Source organism: Streptomyces violaceusniger Tu 4113 (genome assembly GCF_000147815.2).
In the GTDB taxonomy this organism is placed as follows: domain Bacteria; phylum Actinomycetota; class Actinomycetes; order Streptomycetales; family Streptomycetaceae; genus Streptomyces; species Streptomyces violaceusniger_A.
Map to the genome: position 1 here is coordinate 4,585,986 of NC_015957.1, position 24,870 is coordinate 4,610,855.

At 72.1% G+C, this 24,870-nt stretch carries 1 protein-coding gene; it reads left to right on the forward strand.

The window, feature by feature from the left end; translation table 11 throughout:
• Positions 1–21: 21 nt before the first annotated feature.
• Positions 22–24,849: a type I polyketide synthase gene (locus STRVI_RS19070; RefSeq protein ID WP_014057313.1), complete on the forward strand. Its 24,828-nt coding sequence runs from the start codon at positions 22–24 to the stop codon at positions 24,847–24,849.
• Positions 24,850–24,870 lie beyond the last annotated feature (21 nt).

Below are 24,870 nucleotides of genomic sequence, written 5' to 3' on the forward strand. Positions count from 1 at the left end.
CTCGTAACAGGCAAGGTTTTCATGGTGAACGAAGATAGGCTTCGGGACTACCTCAAACGGGTAACGGCAGATCTGCACCAAGCGCGCCAACGCCTGCGCGAGCTGGAGGCAGGAGAGCAGGAGCCCATCGCGATCGTGGCGATGAGCTGCCGTTTCCCGGGCGGTGTGGGGAGCCCCGAGGACCTGTGGCGGTTGGTGGCCGGCGGTGGTGACGCCATCTCCGACTTCCCGTCCAACCGTGGCTGGGACGTGGACGGGATGTACAACCCGGACCCCGAGAGCTCGGGCACGTTCTACTCCCGTGAGGGTGGCTTTCTCCACGACGTGGCCGAGTTCGACGCGGGCTTCTTCGGGATCTCGCCGCGTGAGGCCCTTGCCATGGATCCGCAGCAGCGGCTGCTGCTGGAGACCTCGTGGGAGGCGTTCGAGCGTGCGGGCATCGCTCCGGGGTCGGTGAAGGGCCGTCGGGGCGGTGTCTTCGTGGGAGCCTCGACCTCCGGCTACGGGGCCGATGTCGCTGAGCTCCCCGAGGAAGTCGAAGGCCATCTGCTCACGGGTACCTCGACTTCCGTCGTATCAGGCCGTATCGCGTACACCTTCGGTCTTGAAGGACCCGCGGTGACGGTGGACACCGCGTGTTCATCGTCGCTGGTCGCGCTGCATCTGGCGGCCCAGGCGCTGCGTCAGGGCGAATGCGACCTGGCACTTGCCGGTGGTGCGACGGTGATGTCGACCCCGGGCGCCTTTGTCGAGTTCAGCCGGCAGCGGGGGCTGGCCCCCGATGGCCGGTGCAAGCCGTACGCGGACGCGGCGGATGGCACGGGGTGGTCCGAGGGTGTCGGCATGCTGCTCGTGGAGCGGCTGTCGGACGCGCGGAAGAACGGCCACCCGGTGCTGGCCATCGTGCGGGGCTCGGCGGTCAACCAGGACGGTGCGTCCAACGGTCTGACGGCGCCGAACGGCCCGTCCCAGCAGCGCGTCATCCGGGACGCCCTGTCGAGCGCCCGGCTGGCCCCGTCCGACGTGCACGTGGTGGAAGGGCACGGGACCGGTACGTCCCTGGGTGACCCGATCGAGGCGCAGGCGCTGCTGGCCACCTACGGCCAAGAGCGGCCGGAGGGCCGCCCGCTGTGGCTGGGCGCGCTCAAGTCGAACATCGGTCACACGCAGGCCGCGGCCGGTGTGGCCGGTGTCATCAAGATGGTGATGGCGATGCGGCACGGGGTGCTGCCGCAGACGCTGCATGTGGACGAGCCCTCGCGCCAGGTGGACTGGTCGGTGGGCGAGGTGCGGCTGCTGACGGAGGCCACCGAGTGGCCCGAGACGGGTCAGCCGCGCCGGGCCGGTGTCTCCGCGTTCGGTGTGAGCGGCACCAACGCGCACACCATCATCGAGCAGGCCCCGCCGGTCGAGGACGAGGCCGAGGCGACCCCGGTGTCCGGGGGTGACACTGGGGTGGCCACGTGGCTGCTGTCAGGTCGTGACTCGGACGCGCTGCGGGCCCAGGCCGCCCGCCTCAAGGCGTTCCTGCTGGAGCGGACCGAGCTGAGCGCGCAGGACGTCGGCCATTCCCTGGTGGCGACCCGGTCGATGTTCGAGCACCGCGCGGTGGTGTCCGGTGCGAACCATGCGGAACTCCTCGCCGGGCTCGAAGCCGTGGCCACGGGCGATGTCGCTCCCGCCGTGGCCCAGGGCGTGGCGGGGACGGCCGTCAAGACGGCGTTCCTCTTCTCCGGTCAGGGCGCGCAGCGCCTTGGGATGGGCCGGGAGCTGTATGACGGCTTCCCCGTGTTCGCCCAGGCGCTGGACGAAGTGTGCGCGCACCTGGATGTCGTGTTGGACCGTCCGCTGCGTGAGGTGGTGTTCGCGGCGGAGGGGAGCGCGGACGCCGACCTCCTGGACCGGACGGCGTTCACCCAGCCCGCGCTGTTCGCCATCGAGGTGGCACTGTTCCGGCTGTTGGAGCACTGGGGCGTCACCCCGGATGTGCTGATCGGCCACTCCATCGGTGAGATCGCCGCCGCCCACGTGGCCGGGGTCTTCTCCTTGGAGGACGCGTGCACGCTGGTGGCGGCCCGCGGCCGGCTGATGCAGGCGCTGCCCGAGGGCGGCGCCATGGTGGCGGTGCAGGCGTCGGAGGAGGAGATCTCCGGATCGCTCGCCGGGCGTGAGGCCGAGGTGAGCATCGCCGCCGTCAACGGTTCCACCGCCGTCGTCATCGCCGGTGACGAGGCCGCGGTGCTGGAGATCGCGGCCCAGTGGTCGGAACAAGGCCGTAAGACGAGCCGGCTGAAGGTCAGTCACGCTTTCCACTCCCCGCGTATGGACGCGATGCTGGACGACTTCCGCCGTGTCGTGCGGGGGCTGTCCTTCCAGACTCCTACCCAGGCATTGGTCTCCAATGTCACCGGGGAGCCCGTTGGCGCCGAAGAAATCAGCTCGCCCGACTACTGGGTGCGGCATGTGCGCGAGGCCGTGCGCTTCGCCGACGGCATTCGCTCCCTCCACGCCCAGGGCGTGACCGCCTACCTGGAGGTCGGGCCCGATGGTGTGCTCTCGGCGATGGCCCGGGACTGCCTGGCCACCGAGTCGGCGTCGGCCCCGGTCGTGGTGCCCGTGCTGCGCAAGGGACGCCCCGACGCACAGGCTGTGATGGCCGCGCTGACCGAGGCCCACGTCCACGGTGTGACGGTGAACTGGGCGCAGGTCTTCGACGGGCGGGGCGCCCGCAGGGTCGAGCTGCCGACGTACCCCTTCCAGCGTCAGCGCTACTGGCTGGAGGGTACGAGCGCGGCGTCCAAGGGTTCCGCCGCGGACAGTGTGGACGCGCGGTTCTGGGACGCGGTGGAGCGCGAAGACCTGGAGGCGCTGGCCCAGGCGCTGGATGTCGACGGCGCCGGCTCACTCGGCGAGCTGCTGCCCGCGCTGTCCTCGTACCGGCGCCAGCAGCGTGACCGGGCCACCGTCGACGGCTGGCGGTACCGGATTTCATGGAAGCCGGTCTCGGAGATCCCCGCGGCCACCGTCTCGGGGACATGGCTCGTGGTCGTCCCCACCTCCGGTGTCGATGACACCTTCGGGGAGTCGGCGTCCGCCACTCTCCAGCGGCACGGTGCCGATGTCGTCCGCGTGGTGGCGGACGAGGGCGACCTTGCCCCCGGTGTGCTGGCCGAACGGCTGCGCGAGATCGCCACCGGCCTGCCCGGGATCGGCGGGGTGCTGTCCCTGGTGGGGCTGGACGAGCGGCCCTGCACCGAGCACCCGGTGGTCTCCCGTGGCCTGGCGCTGACCCTGACGCTGCTGCGGGCCCTGGCCGAGGCGGACATCGAGGCCCGACTGTGGTGCGGCACCCGGGGTGCCGTGTCGGTGGGCCGCTCCGACCAGCTCACCAGCCCCGCGCAGGCGGAGATTTGGGGCCTCGGCCGGGTCGCGGCCATGGAGCACCCGCGGATCTGGGGCGGCCTCGTCGATCTGCCGGAGACGCTGGACGAGCGCGCCGCCGCGCGACTGGCCTGGGCACTGTCCGCCGAGGGCGGCGAGGACCAGGTGGCGCTGCGCGGATCCGGAGCGTACGCCCGGCGCCTCTCCCGCATCACGGTCGGCAACGAGTCGGCCGAGCGCACGTGGCGGCCCCGGGGCTCGGTGCTGATCACCGGTGGCACCGGCGCCCTGGGCGCGCAGGTGGCGCGCTGGGCCGTGCGCGAGGGCGCCGAACACCTGGTGCTGACGAGCCGTCGCGGCCCGGCGGCCGAAGGCGCTTCCGAGCTCAAGGCCGAACTCGAGGAACTGGGCGCCGAGGTGACCGTCGCGGCCTGCGACGCCGCCGACCGGGACGCCCTCGCCGCGGTGCTGGCCGCCATACCCGAGCGGCATCCCCTGAGCGCCGTCGTGCACGCGGCGGGCATCCTGGACGACGGCGTGCTGGACCGCCTGACCATCGACCAGCTCGCCGGGACCCTGACCGCGAAGGTGGAGGGCGCGCGACACCTGCACGAGCTGACCGAAGGACTGTCGCTCGACGCGTTCGTGCTGTTCTCCTCCTTCGCCGGCGTCGTCGGCGGCGCGGGCCAGGCCGCCTACGCGGCGGCCAACGCCTACCTGGACGCGCTGGCGCAGCAGCGCCGCGCCCAGGGCCTGGCCGCCACCGCGGTCGCCTGGGGCCCGTGGGCCGAGAGCGGCATGGCCGCGAGCGGCCGTGCCGGGGACCGGATGCGCGGCGGGCCACTGCCTCCCATGACTCCCTCGCTGGCCGTGGACGCGCTGCGCTGGGCCGTCGGCCACGACGAGGCCGCGCTGGTCGTGGCCGACATCGACTGGACCGGCATGGCCTCGATGATGAGCGCGGGCCCCAGCGCCCTCGTCAGCGACATCCCCGAGGCACGCGAGTTCCTGACCGCCTCGGGTGGTGCCGCCGCCCGGACAGAGCCGGGATCCGGCCTGCCGGAACAACTGGCCGGACTCACGGACGCCGAACAGCGAGCCGTCCTGCTGGACCTCATCCGCACCCACGCGGCCTCGGCGCTCGGCCACTTCTCGGCGGACTCCGTCGAGCCCGGCCGTGCCTTCCGGGACCTCGGGTTCGACTCCCTCACCGCCATCGAGCTGCGCAACCGGCTCGACCTGGCCACCGGTCTGCGCCTGCCGTCGACCCTCATTTTCGACTACCCGACCGCCGAGGTGCTCGCCGGCCATCTGCTTCAGGAGCTGGGCGGAGCCCACACCGAGGCGGTCGGCTCGACGGTGGCGCACCGGGTGCGGCCCGATGACGACGACCCCATCGCGATCGTGGCGATGAGCTGCCGCTTCCCCGGAGGTGTCGAGACCCCGCAGGACCTGTGGCGGCTCCTGGCAGAGGGCGGCGACGCCATCGCCGGGTTCCCCGGCGACCGTGGCTGGGACGTCGAGGGGATGTACCACCCGGACCCCGAGCACCCGGGCACCTTCTACGCCCGCGAGGGCGGCTTCCTCTACGGGGCGCCCCAGTTCGACCCGGTGTTCTTCGGCATCTCGCCGCGCGAGGCCCTGGCCATGGACCCGCAGCAGCGGCTGCTGCTGGAGACGTCGTGGGAGGCGTTCGAGTACGCGGGCGTCAAGCCGGCCGCGCTGCGGGGCACCCGCACCGGTGTGTTCGTCGGCACCAACGGCCAGGACTACTCCACGATCATGCTCGACGCCCCCGAGGACTTCGGTGGCCATGTGGGCACGGGCAGCGCGGCCAGTGTGGTGTCCGGGCGTATCTCGTACACCTTCGGCCTCGAGGGGCCGGCGATGACGGTGGACACGGCGTGCTCGTCGTCGCTCGTGGCGCTGCATCTCGCGGTGCAGTCGCTGCGCCAGGGCGAGTGTGATCTGGCGCTCGCCGGTGGTGTGTCGGTGATGTCGACCCCGGGTGCCTTCGTCGAGTTCAGCCGCCAGCGCGGGCTGGCGCCCGATGGCCGGTGCAAGCCGTTCGCGGAGGGCGCGGATGGCACCGGCTGGTCCGAGGGCGTCGGCATGCTGCTGGTGGAGCGGCTGTCGGACGCGCGGAAGAACGGCCACCCGGTGCTGGCGGTGGTGCGAGGCAGCGCCATCAACCAGGACGGTGCGTCCAACGGCCTGACGGCGCCGAACGGCCCCTCGCAGCAGCGGGTCATCCGACAGGCGCTGGCCAGCGCCGGACTGTCGGCCGCCGAGGTGGACGCGGTCGAGGCGCACGGCACCGGTACGACGCTGGGCGACCCGATCGAGGCGCAGGCGCTGCTCGCCACCTACGGCCAGGAGCGGCCGGAGGGCCACCCGCTGTGGCTGGGCGCCATCAAGTCCAACCTCGGTCATACGCAGGCCGCGGCGGGCGTGGCCGGGGTCATCAAGATGGTGATGGCCATGCGTGCGGGCGTGCTGCCGATGACGCTGCATGTGGATGAGCCGTCGCGGGAGGTGGACTGGTCGGCGGGCGAGGTGCGGCTGCTGACGGAGGCCACCGTGTGGCCGGAGACGGGCCGGCCGCGCCGGGCCGGTGTCTCCTCGTTCGGACTGAGCGGGACCAACGCCCACACCATCATCGAGCAGGCTCCTGACCTGGAAGAGGCTGCGGCCTCCGAGGCGGTCGCGCCCGAGGCGCCGGTGTCGGCGGCCGTGGTGCCGTGGCTGGTTTCCGGGAAGAGCCGGGAGGCGCTGCGGGCGCAGGCCGAGCGGCTGTACGGGCATGTGGCGGCCCGCGAAGACGTCGGTGTGCTCGACGTCGGGCACACCCTGGCGGCCAGGTCGGAGTTCGAGCACCGGGCCGTGCTGGTGGGTGAGGACCGCGAGACCCTCCTGCGTAACCTGCAGGCTCTCGCGCAGGGCGGAATCGCCTCGGGAGCCGTCCAGGGACAGGCCGTAACCGGCGGAAAGTCGGCGTTCCTGTTCTCGGGTCAGGGTGCGCAGCGCCTGGGCATGGGGCGTGAGCTGTACGACGCCTTCCCGGTGTTCGCCCGTGCCTTGGACGAGGTGTGCGCCCATCTCGATGTGGTGCTGGATCGTCCGCTGCGGGATGTGGTGTTCGCGGCGGAGGGGAGCGCGGATGCCGAGCTGCTGGACCAGACGGCGTTCACTCAGCCCGCGCTCTTCGCCATCGAGGTGGCACTCTTCCGGTTGCTGGAGCACTGGGGTGTCGCCCCGGATGTGGTGATCGGTCACTCCATCGGCGAGATCGCGGCCGCGCATGTGGCGGGTGTGTTCTCGCTGGAGGACGCGTGCACGCTGGTGGCCGCTCGCGGCCGTCTGATGCAGGCCCTGCCCGAGGGCGGGGCGATGGTCGCCGTCCAGGCGTCGGAGGAGGAGATCGCCGGTTCGCTGGCCGGTCGTGAGGCCGAGGTGAGCATCGCCGCCGTCAACGGCCCGACGGCCGTGGTCATCGCCGGTGACGAGGAAGCGGCGCTGGAGATCGCCGGACAGTGGGCGGAGCAGGGCCGCAAGACCCGGCGCCTGCGGGTCAGCCACGCCTTCCACTCGCCGCGCATGGACGCGATGCTGGACGACTTCCGTGACGTCGTCACGGGCCTGTCCTTCCAGACACCGTCCATCGCCCTGGTCTCCAACGTGACGGGCGAGGCGGCGAGCCGTGACGAGGTGTGCACACCGGAGTACTGGGTCCGCCACGTCCGGGAAGCGGTGCGGTTCGCGGACGGCATGCGGGCACTCACCGCCCAGGGCGTCACCAGGTTCCTGGAGGTCGGCCCCGACGGCGTGCTGTCCGCGATGGCGCGCGACTGCCTGACGGCGGACCAGACCGCGGCCACGGCCGTGGTGCCGGTCCTGCGCAAGGACCGTCCCGAGACCCAGGCGCTGACGATGGCGCTGGCCGAACTCCACGTCCACGGAGCCTCGGTGGAGTGGGAGTCCGTGATCGCCGGGCGCGGTGCGCGGATGGTGGAGCTGCCGACGTACGCCTTCCAGCGCGAGCGGTTCTGGCCCGAGGTGTCCATCTCCCTCAGCGGCTTGAACACGTCGAGCGCCGTGGACTCGGTGGACGCGCGGTTCTGGGAAGCGGTCGAGCGCGAGGATCTCGAAGCGCTCGCCGAGACGCTCGACGTCGACGGCGAGACGCCGCTGAGCGCGGTGCTGCCCGCCCTGTCCACGTACCACCGCAACCGGCGTGACCAGTCCACGATCGACAACTGGCGCTACCGGGTGGCCTGGAAGCCGGTCTCGGACGTGGCCGATGGGTCGCTGTCGGGAACGTGGCTGGTGGTGGTTCCGGCCTCCCGCGCCGAGGACGACCTGGTGACGGAGACCGTCTCCGGGCTCGAGCGGCATGGCGCGGGCGTGGTGTCGCTGGTGGCCGACGAGCGGGACCTCGACGCCGAGACGCTGGGGGAGCGGCTGCGTGCGGCGACCGCCGACGCGCCCGCACTGAGCGGCGTGTTGTCGCTGCTCGCCCTGGACGAGGAGCTTTGCCCGGAGCACCCGGCGCTGTCGAACGGTCTCGCCCTGACGCTGACGCTGGTGCGGGCCATGGCGGACGCCGGAATCGAGGCTTCGCTGTGGTCCGGTACGCGGGGTGCCGTGTCGGTGGGCCGCTCCGAACGGCTCAGCCACCCGAAGCAGGCGATGGTGTGGGCGCTCGGCCGGGTGGCCGCGCTGGAGCTGCCGGAGCTGTGGGGCGGTCTGGTCGATCTGCCGGAGACGCTGGACGAGCGTGCGGTGGCGCGCCTGGCCGGTGTGCTGTCCGCCGAGGCCACCGAGGACCAGGTGGCGGTGCGCGGCTCGGGCGTGTTCGCACGCCGTCTGACGCGGTCGGCCGCACCCGTTGCTGACGGAACGACGTGGCGGGCGCGTGGCACGGTGCTGGTGACCGGCGGCACGGGTGCGCTGGGTGGGCAGGTGGCCCGCTGGCTGGTGGGCCAGGGTGCCGAGCATCTGGTGCTGACCAGCCGTCGTGGTCTGGAGGCGCCGGGCGCGGTCGAGCTGCGTGAGGAGCTGGAGGCGCTGGGTGCCCGGGTGACCGTGGCGGCCTGTGATGTGGCCGACCGTGAGCAGTTGGCCGCGCTGCTGGACGCCGTGCCGCAGGAGTATCCGCTGACGGCGGTCGTCCACGCGGCGGGTGCCAACGGAGTGGCGCCGCTGACGGAGACCGGGCTGGCCGACGCCGCCGCCGTGGTCTCCGGCAAGGTGGCCGGCGCCGTCAACCTGGACGAGCTGCTGGGCGACCGTGAGCTCGACGCCTTCGTGGTCTTCTCCTCGATCGCCGGTGTGTGGGGCAGCGGCGGCCAGGCCGCCTACGGTGCTGCCAACGCCTACCTGGACGCGCTGGTGGAGGACCGCCGTGCGCGGGGTCTCGCCGGTACGGCCGTGGCCTGGGGCCCCTGGGCCGAGGGCGGCATGGCGGCCGGAGACGAGGCCGACCATCTTGCGCGCCGCGGTCTGCCCGCGATGGTGCCCGGCCTGGCGATCGCCGCGCTGCAGGGGGCGATCGCGGGTGACGAGGGTGTGGTGACGGTCGCCGATGTGGACTGGGAGCGATTCGCCCCCGCGTTCACGATCGGGCGGCCGAGCCCGCTCCTCGGCGATCTGCCCGAGGTCCAGCGGGCACTGGCGAACGCCGAGAACGCCGAAGGCACCGGTACCGGTTCGGCACTGCGGGGGCGCCTGACGGGCCTCACCGAGGCCGAGATCGACCGGACTCTGCTCGACCTGGTGCGCGCCCATGCCGCGGCCGTCCTCGGCTTCGCGGGTGCGGAGGCGGTCGAGCCCGGCCGTGCGTTCAAGGAGCTGGGCTTCGACTCGCTCACGGCCGTTGAGTTCCGCAACCGGCTGAACGCGGAGACCGGGCTGGTCCTGCCGGCCACGCTGGTCTTCGACTACCCGAGCGCCACGGTGCTGGCCGGCCATCTGCGTGCCGAGGTGCTGGGGACGCAGGACGCGGTGGCCGTGCCGTCGGCGGTGGCGGTCCCGGCCGACGACGACCCGATCGCGATCGTCGGAATGAGCTGCCGCTTCCCGGGCGGTGTGCGCAGCCCGGAGGAGCTGTGGAACCTCGTGGCGGCCGGTACGGACGCCATCACGGACTTCCCCTCCGACCGTGGCTGGGATGTCGAGGGGATGTACGACCCCGACCCGGAGCGGTCGGGCACGTTCTACGCCCGCGAGGGCGGGTTCCTCGACGAGGCGGGCGAGTTCGACGCGGCGTTCTTCGGCATCTCGCCGCGTGAGGCGCTCGCCATGGATCCGCAGCAGCGGCTGCTGCTGGAGACCTCGTGGGAGGCGTTCGAGCGGGCCGGTATCGACCCGGCGTCCGTGCGCGGCAGCCAGATCGGCGTCTACGTCGGAGCCGCGACCTCCGGCTACGGAGCGGGGCTGCAGGAGATTCCCGAGGGGCTGGAAGGGCAGCTGCTGACCGGCAGCGCCACTTCGGTCGTGTCGGGCCGCATCTCCTACACCCTCGGCCTCGAGGGACCCGCGCTGACGGTGGACACCGCGTGCTCGTCGTCGCTGGTCGCCCTGCACCAGGCCGCGCAGGCGGTGCGCCAGGGCGAGTGCTCCATGGCGCTCGCCGGTGGCGTCACCGTGATGACCAGCCCGGCCGCCTTCGTGGAGTTCAGCCGCCAGCGCGGGCTCGCCCCCGACGGCCGGTGCAAGCCGTTCGCGGACGCCGCGGACGGCACCGGCTGGTCCGAGGGTGTGGGCATGCTGCTCGTGGAGCGGCTGTCCGACGCCCGGCGCAACGGCCACCAGGTGCTGGCCATCGTGCGTGGCTCGGCGGTGAACCAGGACGGTGCGAGCAACGGTCTGACGGCGCCGAACGGCCCCTCGCAGCAGCGAGTGATCCGCCAGGCCCTCGCCAACGCCCGGCTGTCGTCGGCCGACGTCCAGGTGATCGAGGCACACGGCACCGGAACGACGCTCGGTGACCCGATCGAGGCGCAGGCGCTGCTGGCCACCTACGGCCAGGAGCGCCCCGAGGACCTGCCGCTCTGGCTGGGATCGATCAAGTCGAACATCGGTCACACACAGGCCGCGGCCGGTGTCGCCGGTGTCATCAAGATGGTGATGGCCATGCGGCACGGTGTGGTGCCGCAGACGCTGCATGTGGATGAGCCGTCGCGCGAGGTGGACTGGTCGGCGGGTGAGGTTCGGCTGCTGACCGAGGCCGCCGCATGGCCCGAGACCGAGCAGCCGCGCCGGGCGGGTATCTCCGCGTTCGGTGTGAGCGGCACCAACGCGCACACCATCATCGAACAGGCCCCGGTCCAGGACGAGGCGGAGCCCGCCCCGGCCCCCGTCGACGACCACGGCATGGCCCCCTGGGCGCTCTCCGCCCGGAGCCCGGAAGCCCTGCGCGCCCAGGCCCAGCGGCTGCGAGCCCACCTTTCCGAGGGGGCCGAGTCCGGTGTGCTGGACATCGCCGAGTCGCTGGTCGCCACGCGATCGGTGTTCGAGCACCGTGCGGTGCTGCTGGGCACCGACCGCGAGACGCTGCTGCGTGGCCTGGAGACCGTCGCCGCCGGCGACGACGCCCCCGGCATCGTCCAGGGGCAGGCGGCCAAGGCCGGGAAGACCGCGTTCCTGTTCACCGGCCAGGGCGCGCAGCGCCTGGGCATGGGCCGGGAGTTGTACGGCGCCTTCCCGGTGTTCGCCCGTGCCCTGGACGAGGTGTGTGCGCACCTGGACGTGGTGCTGGACCGTCCGCTGCGCGAGGTGATGTTCGCGGAAGACGGCAGTGCGGAAGCCGCACTGCTCGACCAGACGGCCTTCACTCAGCCCGCGCTCTTCGCCATCGAGGTGGCACTCTTCCGGCTGCTGGAGCACTGGGGCATCACCCCGGATGTGCTGATCGGCCACTCCATCGGTGAGATCGCCGCCGCCCACGTGGCCGGGGTGTTCTCGCTGGAGGACGCCTGCACCCTGGTGGCCGCCCGAGGCCGACTGATGCAGGCGCTGCCCGAGGGCGGGGCGATGGTCGCCGTCGAGGCGTCGGAGGAGGAGATCGCCGGTTCGCTCGCCGGTCGTGAGGCCGAGCTGAGCGTCGCCGCCGTCAACGGCCCGACCGCCGTGGTCATCGCCGGTGACGAGGAAGCGGCGCTGGAGGTCGCCGGACAGTGGGCGGAGCGCGGCCGCAAGACCCGCCGCCTGCGGGTCAGCCACGCCTTCCACTCCCCGCACATGGACGCCATGCTGGACGGCTTCCGCGCCGTCGCGGAGACGCTCACCTACCACGGCCCGTCCACCGCGTTCATCTCGAACGTCACGGGTGAGCAGGCCGGTGCCGAAGAGGTGTGCTCGCCGGAGTACTGGGTGCGGCACGTGCGCGAGACCGTCCGCTTCCTCAACGGGGTGCGGACCCTCGAAGCCCAGGGCGTCACCACGTACATCGAGGTGGGCCCCGACGGCGTGCTGTCCGCGATGGCCCAGGACTGCCTGACCGAACCGGTCGACGACATCGCCGCCGAGGAGGCACCGGCCCCCCTGCTGGTCCCGGTGCTGCGCAAGGACCGTCCCGAGACGCAGGCGCTCGTCGCGGCCCTCGCCGACACACACGTCCACGGCGAAACCGTCGACTGGCGGGCCTTCTTCGCCGGACGTGGCGCCCGTCGCGTGGACCTGCCCACCTACGCGTTCCAGCACCAGCGTTACTGGCTGGAGTCCGGCACCGCCGCGGGAGACGCCGCCGCCTTCGGCCTCGACCCCGCCGATCACCCGCTGCTGGGCGGAGCCGTCCCCGTCGCGGGCACAGACAGCCTGGTCTTCACCGGAACGCTCTCGCTGCACACCCAGCCCTGGCTGGCGGACCATGTCCTGCGCGGCGAGGCGGTCCTGGCCACCACGGCCCTCGTCGAACTGGCGATTCGCGCCGGTGACGAGGTCGGCCTCGGCCATGTGGAAGAGCTCGTCAGCCAGGCGCCGCTGGCCCTTCCCCGAGGGAGCGGAGTCCAGATTCAGCTCGTCCTCGGCGAGGAGGACGAGTCCGGCACCCGTGCGCTGGAGATGTACTCGCGCGTGGCCGAGCCGGTGGACGAGGACGAGGACGAGTGGATCTGCCACGCCAGCGCTGTGCTCGCCCCCGAGCCGGACGATCTCGCCACCGCCGAAGGAGCGGTGCGCTTCGCCTCCGCCGCATGGCCCCCGCCCGGCGCCGAGCGCGTCGAGGTGGACGGCCTGTACGAGATGCTCGCCGAAGGCGGCCTCGTCTACGGACCTTCCTTCCGTGGCCTGCGAGCGGTGTGGCAGCGCGATGACGAGGTGTTCGCCGAGATCAGCCTGGCCGAGGAGTCCGTTGCGGAGGCCGAGCGGTTCGGGCTGCACCCGGCCCTTCTGGACGCGGCGCTGCAGCCGCTCGGCCTCGGAGTGCTGGACGGCGTGGGGCGCGGCCGCCTCCTGTTCAGCCTGGCCGGGGTGTCGCTGTACGCCTCCGGCGCCTCGGAGCTGCGTGTCCGGCTCGCCCGTACGGGCCCGGAGACCCTCTCCCTGGCCGCGATCGACGGAGCCGGCGAGGCCGTGGTCTCCGCCGACACGCTGACGCTGCGCCAGGTCGCCACGGAGCAGTCGGAGCTCCCGGCGCCGAAGACGACCGAGACCCTGCCGGAGCCCGCCGTCTCGCCCGAGGCGAGCGCCGACGCTCCAGTGGCCACCGAATCCCCCGTGGCCGCCGAAACCCCTGCTGAGGAGACCACTGCCATGCCGCCTGCCCGTCGACGCAGGACCGCACGGCGCACCGCCCAGCGGGGCGGCCCGGAGGCCGGGCCGCTCGCATCGCTGCGGGAGCGCTTGGCCGGGCTCTCCGAGCCCGAGCAGGACCGCGTGCTGCTCGAGATACTCCGCACGCATGTCGCGGCGGTGCTCGGACACGCCTCCGCCGACCAGGTCCAGGGCTCGCAGGCGTTCAAGGACCTCGGCTTCAGCTCGCTGACCGCCGTCGAGTTCCGTAACCGGGTGAGCAAGGCCATTGGCCTGCGCCTCCCGGCGACGGCTGTGTTCGACTACCCGACCCCCGTCGAACTGGCGAAGTTCGCCCGTGCCGAGGTCCTCGGCTCGCTGACCGGGGCGCGGCAGCCGGCGCCGGTCGCGGTGGCGGACAGCGACGAGCCGATCGTGATCGTGGGGATGAGCTGCCGCTATCCCGGAGAGGTGGCCACCCCGGAGGATCTGTGGGACCTCGTCGCCCAGGGCCGGGACGGCATCTCGCCCTTCCCGACGGACCGCGGCTGGGACGTGGAGAACCTCTACGACCCGGACCCGGACGAGCCGGGCAAGTGCTACACGCAGGAAGGTGGCTTCCTGCACGGCGCCAGCCAGTTCGACCCGGCGTTCTTCGGGATTTCGCCGCGTGAGGCGATCGCGATGGACCCGCAGCACCGTCTGCTGCTGGAAACCTCGTGGGAGGCGCTGGAGCGGGCCGGTATCGACCCGCTCTCGGCGAAGGGCAGCCAGACCGGCGTCTTCGCGGGCGTGACCTACCAGGACTACGGCGGTGTCCTCGCCGGATCCCAGGAAGCGGTCGAGGGCCTCGTCGGCACCGGTGTCTCGCCGAGCGTGCTCTCGGGCCGTATCTCCTACACCATGGGCCTCGAGGGGCCCGCCATGACGGTGGACACCGCGTGCTCGTCGTCGCTGGTCGCCCTGCATCTCGCATGGCAGGCGCTGCGCCAGGGCGAGTGCTCGCTGGCGCTGGCGGGTGGTGTGACGGTGATGTCCACCCCGATGTCGCTGGTCGAGTTCAGCCGGCAGCGTGCGCTCGCCTCCGACGGACGCAGCAAGCCCTTCTCGGCCGCCGCGGACGGCGCGAGCTGGGCCGAAGGCGTCGGCATGCTCGTCCTCGAGCGGCTGTCGGACGCCCGCCGCAACGGACACCCGATCCTCGCCGTGCTGCGCGGTAGCGCGGTGAACCAGGACGGCGCGTCCAATGGTCTGACGGCGCCCAACGGCCCTTCGCAGCAGCGGGTCATCCGGCAGGCGCTGGCGAACGCCCGCCTGTCGGCCGCCGAGGTGGACGCGGTCGAGGCGCACGGCACGGGCACCTCGCTGGGCGACCCGATCGAGGCGCAGGCGCTGCTGGCCACCTACGGTCAGGAGCGTCCCGAGGGCCAGCCGATGATGCTGGGCGCCATCAAGTCGAACATCGGCCACTCGCAGGCGGCCGCCGGTGTGGGCGGCGTCATCAAGATGGTGATGGCGATGCGTCACGGGGTGCTGCCGAAGACCCTGCACCTCGACGAGCCTTCGCCCCACGTGGACTGGACCGAGGGCGACGTCGAGCTGCTGGCCGAGGCCAGGCCGTGGCCGGAGACGGGACGTCCGCGGCGCGCGGGTGTGTCGGCGTTCGGCATGAGTGGCACCAACGTGCACACCATCCTGGAGCAGGCTCCGGAGATCGAGGCGGCCGAGACCGCCGAGACCGCCGAGGCCGACGTTGTCGATGGCCCGGTGGCGTGGGTCGTGGCGGGCAAGAGCGGCGACGCGCTGCAGGCCCAGGCCGACGCGCTGCGGGAGTTCGTGGCCGAGCGCCCGGAGCTGCGGACCGCCGATGTGGCGCTCTCCCTGGCGACGACCAGGTCCGCGTTCCAGTACCGGGCCGCGGTGACCGGGACCAGCCGCGAGGAACTCCTCGAGCGCCTGGCGGCGGTGGCCCAGGGCGCGAAGGCACCGGGCGTGGTCCGCGCGAGCGCGGCCGAGGCAACTGGCCGTTCGGTGTTCGTGTTCCCCGGTCAGGGTGCGCAGTGGCTGGGCATGGCGGTGGGGCTGTTGGAGTCCTCGCCGGTGTTCGCGGAGGCGATCGGTGAGTGTGAGTCGGCTCTGTCGGCTCATGTGGACTGGTCGCTGACGGATGTGCTGCGTGGCGCCGAGGGCGCTCCCGATTTCGACCGGGTGGATGTCGTTCAGCCGGTGCTCTTCGCGGTGATGGTGTCGCTGGCGAAGCTGTGGCGTTCGGTGGGGATCGAGCCGGATGCGGTGATGGGTCACAGTCAGGGTGAGATCGCGGCGGCCTGTGTCGCGGGTGCGCTCTCGCTGGAGGATGCCGCCAAGGTGGTGACCCTGCGGTCGCAGGCCATCGCCGCGGGTCTGGCCGGTCGTGGTGGCATGGTGTCGGTCGGGTTGCCGGTCGACCAGGTCAAGGAGCGGATCGCCGCGTGGGACGGTGGAATATCCGTCGCCGCGGTCAACGGCCCCGGCTCGGTCGTGGTCTCCGGTGACCCGGGTGCGCTGGATGAGATGGTCGCGCAGCTTGAGGGTGAGGAGGTCCGTGTTCGCCGGGTTCCGGTGGACTACGCCTCGCATTCGGCGCATGTGGAGGCGATCCACGAGGAGCTGCTGAAGGTCCTGGCGGACCTTGAACCGCGTTCCTCCGAGGTGCCGTTCTACTCGACGGTGCTCGGTGAGCTGGTGGACACCGCTGGTCTGGACGCCGAGTACTGGTACCGGAACCTGCGGCAGACCGTCGAGCTGGAGTCCACCACCCGCACCCTGCTCGACAGCGGGCATGACGTGTTCATCGAGGTCAGCCCGCATCCCGTGCTGACCCTGCCGGTGCAGCAGACCGTCGAGGCCGCCGAGGCCCAGGCCGTGGTCGTCGGCACACTGCGGCGCGACGAGGGCGGCCTGGAGCGATTCCTGACCTCGATCGCCGAACTTCATGTCAATGGGGTCGGTGTCGACTGGCGGAAGGTGTTCGCCGGACAGGGCGCCCGCCAGATCGACCTGCCCACCTACGCCTTCCAGCGGCAGCGGTACTGGCCGCAGCCGGCCGACGACGCCGGGTTCGGCAACGCCCCCGTCTCCGAGGCCGACTCGGTGGACGCCCGGTTCTGGGAGGCCGTCGAGCGCGAGGACCTCGAAGGACTGGCGCAGACGCTGCAGCTCGACGGGGAGGCCCCGCTGAGCGCGGTGCTGCCCGCCCTGTCGTCGTACCGGCGCGGCAGGCGTGACCGCTCGACCGTCGACAACTGGCGCTACCGGATCAACTGGAAGCCCCTGATCGACCAGCCGTCGTCCGGCTCCGAGCAGGAGCAGGGCGCCCCGATCACCGGTACCTGGATGGTCGTCGTACCGCCGGTCGACACCGCCCGCGAACTGGCGGAGCGCATCGCGCGGGACGTGGAGCGCCACGGTGCCCGCATGGTGCGGGTCGATCTGGACGACTCGGAGCCGGAGCGGTCGTCGCTGACCGAACTCCTCCGGGACGCGGCCCCCCGCACCCCCTCCGCGGACGGCTCCGAGCAGGAGGGGACGCTCGCGATCGACGGAGTGCTCTCCCTGCTCGCGCTCGACGAGGTGGCGCTCCCCGAACACCCGGGCGTTCCGCGCGGCTTCGCCGGCACCATGACCCTGGTCCAGGCGCTGAGCGACCTCGACATCGATGTGCCGCTCTGGCTCGCCACCACCGGAGCCGTGTCCGTGGGCCGCTCCGACCGGGTCGGCAGCGTCAAGCAGTCCCTGGTGTGGGGTCTGGGCCGAGTGGTCGGCCTGGAGTACGCACAGCGGTGGGGCGGTCTCGTCGACCTCCCCGAGTCGCCGGACGCGATCGACGACCGGGTGCTGAACCGTCTGGTCGGCCTGATCGGGCGCTCCGGTGACGAGGATCAGGTCGCGGTGCGCGCCTCCGGGCTCTTCGGCCGTCGGCTCGTCCGGGCGCCCTTGGGCGACGCCCGGCCGGCCCGTACCTGGGAGCCTCGCGGAAGCGTCCTGATCACCGGTGGTACCGGTGCACTAGGTGGCCGCCTCGCCCGCTGGCTCGTCCAGGCCGGTGCCGAGCACCTGGTGCTGACCAGTCGCCGCGGCCTGGACGCCCCCGGCGCGGCCGAGCTGTGGGACGAGCTGACCGCCCTCGGCGCACGGGTCACCGTCGCGGCCTGTGACGCCGCCGACCGTGACGCGTTGCGGGAGCTCCTCGACGGGCTGCCCGCGGAGTATCCGCTGACCGCGGTGGTGCACGCGGCCGGTGTGCTGGACGACGGCCTCATCGACACCCTCACCGTCCCCAGGGCGCAGGGCGTCTTCCGGCCCAAGGTGGACGCCGTGGTGAACCTCCACGAGCTGACCCAGGACCTGGACCTGTCCGCATTCATCCTCTTCTCCTCCTACGCCGGAACCGTCGGTGGTGCCGGTCAGGGCAGCTACGCCGCCGCCAACGCCTTCCTCGACGCCCTGGCGCAGCAGCGCCGCACACAGGGCCTCGCGGCGACCTCGGTGGCATGGGGCGCCTGGGGCGGCGGTGGTCTGGTCGACGACGCCCTCGCGGCCCAGCTCAAGCGGCGCGGTATGCCGGCGCTGGAGCCCGTCCTCGCCGTCGACGCCCTTCAGCAGGTGCTCGATCACGACGAGGTCGACGTCACCGTCGCCGACGTGGACTGGGAGCGCTACGCCCCCGGGTTCGCCGCGGCCCGGCCGCGTCCGCTGCTGAACGAGCTGCCGGAGGTGCGGCAGGCCCTGGAGGCGGCGGAGGCAGAACTCGGCGCGTCGCTCTCCGGGCTGGCCGAGCGCCTCGAAGGGCTGTCGGCCGTCGAACGCGAGGCGGAGGTGCTCGACCTCGTCAGGTCCCAGGCCGCCGAGGTGATCGGGTACCCGAGCGCCGACGCGGTGGAGCCGGACCGGGCCTTCCGGGACATCGGGTTCGACTCGCTGACCGCCGTGGAGCTGCGTAACGGCCTCAGCATGGCGGCCGGTGTGAACCTCCCGGTCACCGTGGCCTTCGACTACCCGACACCCACAGTGCTCGCCCGGTTCATCCTGGATGAAACGCAGGGCACCGCCCCCGCGCCGGTGGATGACCTGCCGGTGGTGACGGACACCGTCGTGGACGACGACCCGATCGCGATCGTGTCGATGAGCTGCCGCTTCCCGGGTGGGGTACGCACCCCCGAGGACCTGTGGCGGCTGGTCTCCGAGGGCAGCGACGTGATCAGCGCCTACCCGACCAACCGTGGCTGGGACCTCGACGACCTCTACGACCCGGACCCGGAGAACACGGGCACCAGCTACGCGAGCGGCGGCGGCTTCGTCTACGACGCCGACGAATTCGACCCGGCGTTCTTCGGGATCGCCCCCCGCGAGGCGCTGACCATCGACCCGCAGCAGCGGGTGCTGCTGGAGACCTCCTGGGAGGCGATCGAGCGGGCGGGCATCGACCCCACGTCGCTCAAGGGAAGCCGGACGGGCGTCTTCGCGGGAAGCAACGGCCAGGACTACATCGGCCTGCTGGTGGCCGCCCCGGGCGGACCCGACGGCTACCTCGGAACCGGCAACGCGGGCAGCGTCGTATCGGGTCGTATCTCCTACACCTTCGGCCTCGAAGGACCGGCCGTCACGGTGGACACGGCGTGCTCCTCGTCGCTGGTGGCGCTGCACATGGCCGTGCAGTCGCTGCGCCAGGGCGAGTCCTCCCTCGCGCTGGCCGGCGGTATCACGATCATGTCGAGCCCCGGCTCGTTCGTGGACTTCAGCCGCCAGAAGGGGCTGTCGACGGACGGGCGGTGCAAGGCGTTCGCGGCATCGGCCGACGGCACGGGCTGGGGCGAGGGCGTCGGCATGCTGCTCCTTGAGCGGCTGTCGGACGCGCGGCGCAACGGCCACCCGGTGATGGCGATCGTGCGCGGCTCCGCCGTCAACCAGGACGGCGCGTCCAACGGTCTGACGGCGCCCAACGGGCCGTCGCAGCAGCGGGTGATCCGGCAGGCGCTGGCCAGCGCCGACCTCGCCGCCCACCAGGTACAGGCGGTCGAGGCGCACGGCACCGGCACCAGGCTCGGTGACCCGATCGAGGCGCAGGCGCTGCTGGCCACCTACGGCCAGGGGCGGCCGGAGGACCAGCCGCTGTGGCTGGGCTCCATCAAGTCGAACATCGGGCACACGCAGGCGGCCGCCGGTGTCGCGGGGATCATCAAGATGGTGATGGCCATGCGTGAGGGCGTGCTGCCGCAGACGCTCCATGTCGACGAGCCGACGCCGCATGTGGACTGGACGGCTGGCGAGGTCCGGCTGCTGACCGCGTCGACCCCGTGGCCGGAGAGCGGCGAGCCGCGCCGGGCGGGCATCTCCTCGTTCGGCATCAGCGGCACCAACGCCCACACCATCATCGAGCAGGCCCCGGAGCCGGAGGCGGTGGAGCGGGTCCGTACGGACGCTCCGCCGGCCGACTCGGAAACGCTTCCCTGGACGGTCAACGGCAAGGGCGCCGAGGCGCTGCGCGCCCAGGCCAGGAACCTGCACGACTACGTGGCGGCCCACCCCGAGCTCGACCTCGACGACGTGGGCTATTCGCTGGCGACCACCCGGTCCGTCTTCGATCACCGCGCCGTGCTCCTGAGCGGCGACCGGGACGGGCTGCTGAGCGGTCTCGAGGCCATCGCCTCGGGCGCCACGGCCCCCGGAGTCGTCCAGGGATCCGTGGGCACCGCCGGCAAGACGGCGTTCCTGTTCTCGGGCCAGGGCGCGCAGCGTCTGGGCATGGGACGGGAGCTGTACGACCGCTTCCCGGTGTTCGCCCGCGCCCTGGACGAGGTGTGCGCGCATCTCGACGTGCTGCTCGACCGGCCGCTGCAGGAGGTGATGTTCGCCGCCGAGGACAGCGCGGACGCCGCGCTGCTCGACCAGACGGCCTTCACCCAGCCCGCGCTGTTCGCCATCGAGGTGGCGCTGTTCCGGCTGCTGGAGCACTGGGGCGTCACCGCGGATGTGCTGATCGGTCACTCGGTGGGAGAGGCTGCCGCCGCCCACGTGGCCGGAGTGCTGTCGCTGGAGGACGCGTGCGCGCTCATCGCGGCGCGTGGCCGGCTGATGCAGGCGCTGCCGGAGGGCGGCGCGATGGTGGCCATCCAGGCATCGGAGGAGGAGATCGCGGTATCGCTGGCCGGTCGTGAGACCGAGGTGAGCATCGCCGCGGTCAACGGCCCGACGGCCGTGGTGATCGCGGGCGATGAGGCCGCGGCACTGGAGATCGCCGGAGAGTGGGAGCAGGAGGGCCGCAAGACCCGCCGGCTGAAGGTCAGCCACGCCTTCCACTCGCCCCGCATGGACGCGATGCTGGACGACTTCCGTGACGTCGTCACGGGCCTGTCCTTCCAGGCACCGTCGATGTCCTTGGTCTCCAACCTCACCGGTAAGTCGGCGGGTGCGGCCGAAGTGTGCTCCCCGGAGTACTGGGTGCGGCATGTGCGGGAGGCGGTGCGCTTCGCGGACGGGGTACGGGCCCTGGAGAAGCTCGGGGTCACCTCGTTCCTGGAGGTCGGTCCCGACGGTGTACTCACCGCGATGGCCCAGGACAGCCTGGCGTCCGACGAGGACGGCGGCGTCGCCGCCTTCACCCTCGTCCCCGCTCTGCGCAAGAACCGCCCCGAGACCCAGTCGCTGACCACGGCGCTGGCCGAACTCCACGTCCACGGCACCACCGTGGACTGGTCGACGGCGTTCGCCGGACGCGACGTCCGGCGGGTGGAGCTGCCCACCTACGCCTTCCAGCGGCAGCGCTACTGGCCGAAGGCCCCCGGCGCCATGACCGGGGACGTCGCCTCCATCGGGCTCAGCTCCCCCAACCACCCGCTGCTGGGTGCCGGAGTCGAGCTCGCGAGCAGCGACGGATTCCTCTTCACCAGCAGGCTGTCGGTGCAGAGCCAGCCGTGGCTCGCCGACCACGCGATCGGCGGCGCGGCCCTGTTCCCCGGGACCGGATTCCTGGAACTGGCCATCCGCGCCGCCGACCAGGTCGGTAGCGGCCGGGTCGAGGAGGTCACCCTGGCCACCCCGATGGTCCTGCCCGAGAACGAACCGGTCCAGGTGCAGCTCTGGGTGGGTGACAGGGACGAGACGGGCTACCGCTCGCTCAGCCTGTACTCCCGCTCGGCCAAGGCCTCCTCGGACGAGCCGTGGACGCAGCACGCGGCCGGTGCGCTCGCCCCGGCCGGCCCCGAGCCGTCGTTCGACCTGAGCGCATGGCCCCCGGCGGACGCGGAAGCCCTGGACATCAGCGACTTCTACGAGCGCTTCGCCGCCACCGGCTTCGCCTATGGCCCGATGTTCCAGGGCCTGCGGTCCGCCTGGCGCTCCGGCGACGACGTCTACGTCGAGGTCGGTCTCGATGAGAAGCACGCGTCGGACGCGGCCGACTTCGGCCTCCACCCCGCCCTGCTGGACGCCGCCGTGCAGGCGGTGACCTTCGTCGCCCTGGAGGACGTCGGCCTCTCCCGGCTCCCGTTCTCCTGGAGCGGGGTGTCGCTCCACGCCGGTGGCGCGTCCACCCTGCGGGTGCGGCTCACCCAGCTCGGACCGGATTCCATCTCCCTCGCGGTGGCCGATGGAACCGGCCGCCCGGTGGCGTCGATCGAATCCCTCGTGCTGCGCCCGGTGTCGGTGGAACACATCGACTCGGCCAGGACGTCGGCGTTCCGCGACTCGCTGTTCACGCTGGACTGGACCGCCGTTCCGGCCATCGCTCCGGCCGAGGCGGCAACGGCCAAGTGGGCCGTGGTGGGCACCGACCACTACGGACTGGCCGCCGGCGCGATCGCCGGAGCCGAGGTGACCCTCTACGCCGATCTCGACGCGCTGGGCGCCGCGATCGACGGAGGCGCCGCTGCCCCGGAGGCCGTGCTGGTCTCCTACGCACCGGGCCTCGACGACGAGGCGGCTCAGGGCAAGCCCAAGAGCAAGGCGAAGAGCAAGGCCAAGGGCAGGAGCAAGAGCAAGGCCAAGCAGGGCCTGGAGCCGGCGGGCGCCATCCACGCGGTGACGCACCACACGCTCGGCATGATCCAGGGCTGGCTCGGCGACCGCCGGTTCGACTCCTCCCGACTGGTCTTCGTGACGTCGGGCGCCATGGCGCCCGAGGACCGCGACGAGACCCCGGACCTGATCCACGCACCCCTGTGGGGCATGGTGCGGTCCGCGCAGTCGGAGAACCCGAACTGCTTCGTCCTGGTGGACCTGGACCCGCAGGAGCCCGCCGAGGCGTCCAAGGCGGCACTGCCCGCGGTGCTCGCCGGCGACGAGCCGCAGGCCGTGGTCCGCGAGGGCGCGGTGCTCGGCCAGCGCATGGCCCGGGTCTCCTCGGGCACCGCGCTGCTGCCCCCCGCAGGCATACGCGAATGGCGCCTGGACATGCACGCCAAGGGAACCCTGGAGAACCTGGCGCTGCTGCCCAGCCCCGACGTCACCGAAGCGCTGGGCGAGAACGAGATCAGGGTCGAGATGCGCGCGGCGGGGATGAACTTCCGCGATGTGCTCAACGCCCTGGGGATGTACCCCGGAGAAGCCGGGCCGCTCGGTGGTGAGGGCGCCGGCATCGTGACCGAGGTCGGCCCCGGAGTGACGAACCTGACCCCCGGCGACCGGGTGATGGGCATCTTCAGCGGGTCGTTCGGCCCGGTCGCCATCACCGACCGGAGGGTTGTCGCCCGGGTTCCGGAGGACTGGACGTTCGAGCAGGCGGCCTCCACCCCCATCGTGTTCCTGACGGCCTACTACGCCATGGTGGACCTGGGAGGTCTCCAGCCCGGCCAGTCGGTGCTGGTGCACTCGGCGGCCGGTGGTGTGGGCATGGCCACGCTCCAGCTGGCGCGGCACCTCGGGGCCGAGGTCTTCGGCACGGCGAGCGAGGGCAAGTGGGACACCCTGCGGTCGCTGGGTCTGGACGACGAGCACATCGCGTCGTCGCGGACGCTGGACTTCGAAAAGCGCTTCCTCGATGTCACCGGCGGGCGCGGTATGGACGTGGTGCTCGACTCGCTGGCGCGGGAGTTCGTGGACGCGGGTCTGCGTCTGCTGCCGCGCGGCGGACGGTTCCTGGAGATGGGCAAGACCGACATCCGGATCCCGGACGAGGTGGCCGCCGAATACACCGGAGTCTCCTACCGGGCGTTCGACCTCATGGAGGCGGGAGCCGACCGCATCCATGAGATGTGGAGCGACCTGATCTCCCTGTTCGAGAGCGGGGCACTGCGGCCGCTGCCGGTGCGCACCTGGGATGTCCGCAGGGCACCCGACGCCTTCCGCTTCATCAGCCAGGCCCGGCATACCGGCAAGGTGGCGCTGACCATCCCGAGGACGCTGGATGGTCCGGGGACGGTGCTGATCACTGGTGGTACGGGTGGTCTGGGCGCGTTGCTGGCCCGTCATCTGGTGGTGGAGCACGGGGTTGAGCGTCTGATGTTGACGAGTCGTCGTGGCGTGGAGGCGCCGGGTGCGGCGGAGTTGGTGGCGGAGTTGGCCGGGCTGGGTGCCAAGGCGCGGGTGGTGGCGTGTGATGTCGCCGACCGGGCCGCGGTGGAGAAGCTGCTGGCGGGGATCGGTTCGGAGCATCCGCTGTCGGCGGTGGTGCATGCGGCGGGTGTGCTGGATGACGGTGTGGTGGAGTCGCTGACGCCGGAGCGGGTGGACAAGGTGCTGCGTCCGAAGGTGGACGCCGCGCTGCACCTGCACGAGCTGACGCGCGACCTGGACCTGTCCGCCTTCATCCTGTTCTCTTCCGTCTCCGGTACGTTCGGCGGCGCGGGCCAGGCCAACTACGCGGCGGGCAACGCGTTCATGGACGCCCTGGCCCAGCACCGCAGGGCCGAAGGGCTCCCCGCGGCCTCGCTCGCATGGGGGCCGTGGACGCAGGACGGCGGCATGACCACCGAGCTGGCCGACGCCGACGTCAGCCGCATGACCCGGACCGGCATGGTCGCCCTCACCCCCGAGGCCGGACTCGCGCTGTTCGACGCGACCCGCGATCTCGACGGTGCCGTCCTGATGCCCATGACGATGGACATGGCGTCGGTGGGCGAGCCGGTACCCGCGCTGCTGCGCGGACTGGTGCGGGCGCCCGCCCGCAGGACCGCCGAGTCGGGCGCCACGAACACCACGGCCGACCCGACCGCCGAGCTCAAGCAGCACCTGGCCGGGAAGTCCGGGACGGAGCGCGAGCGCATCCTCGTGGACCTGGTGTGCGACCAGGTGGCCGTCGTCCTGGGCTATGCCTCGGGACAGGCGATCGAACCCGGACACGCCTTCAAGGACCTGGGCTTCGACTCCCTGTCGGCCGTCGAACTGCGCAACCGTCTCAACGCGATCACCGGAACGCGGCTGCCGGCGACCCTGGTGTTCGACTACCCGACCCCGGCGTCCCTCGGACGATTCCTGCGCGATGAGGTCACCCCCGCCGATGGGCCCGCGACCGAGCCCGTCTTCGGAGAACTCGACCGGCTGGAATCCACACTGTCGGCGCTCGACTCCGACAGCGAGACACACACCCAGGTCATGGCGCGGCTCCAGGGTCTGATGGCCAAGTGGTCCGCCGGCGGAACCGGGCAGCTGTCCGGCACCGCGACGGCGCTGGACGACGACATGGACGACGACAGCGAGATCGAATCGGCCACCGCTGACGAGATCTTCAAACTCATCGACGACGAATTCGGAACCTCCTGACGTGGCGAGCTGGAACTCACA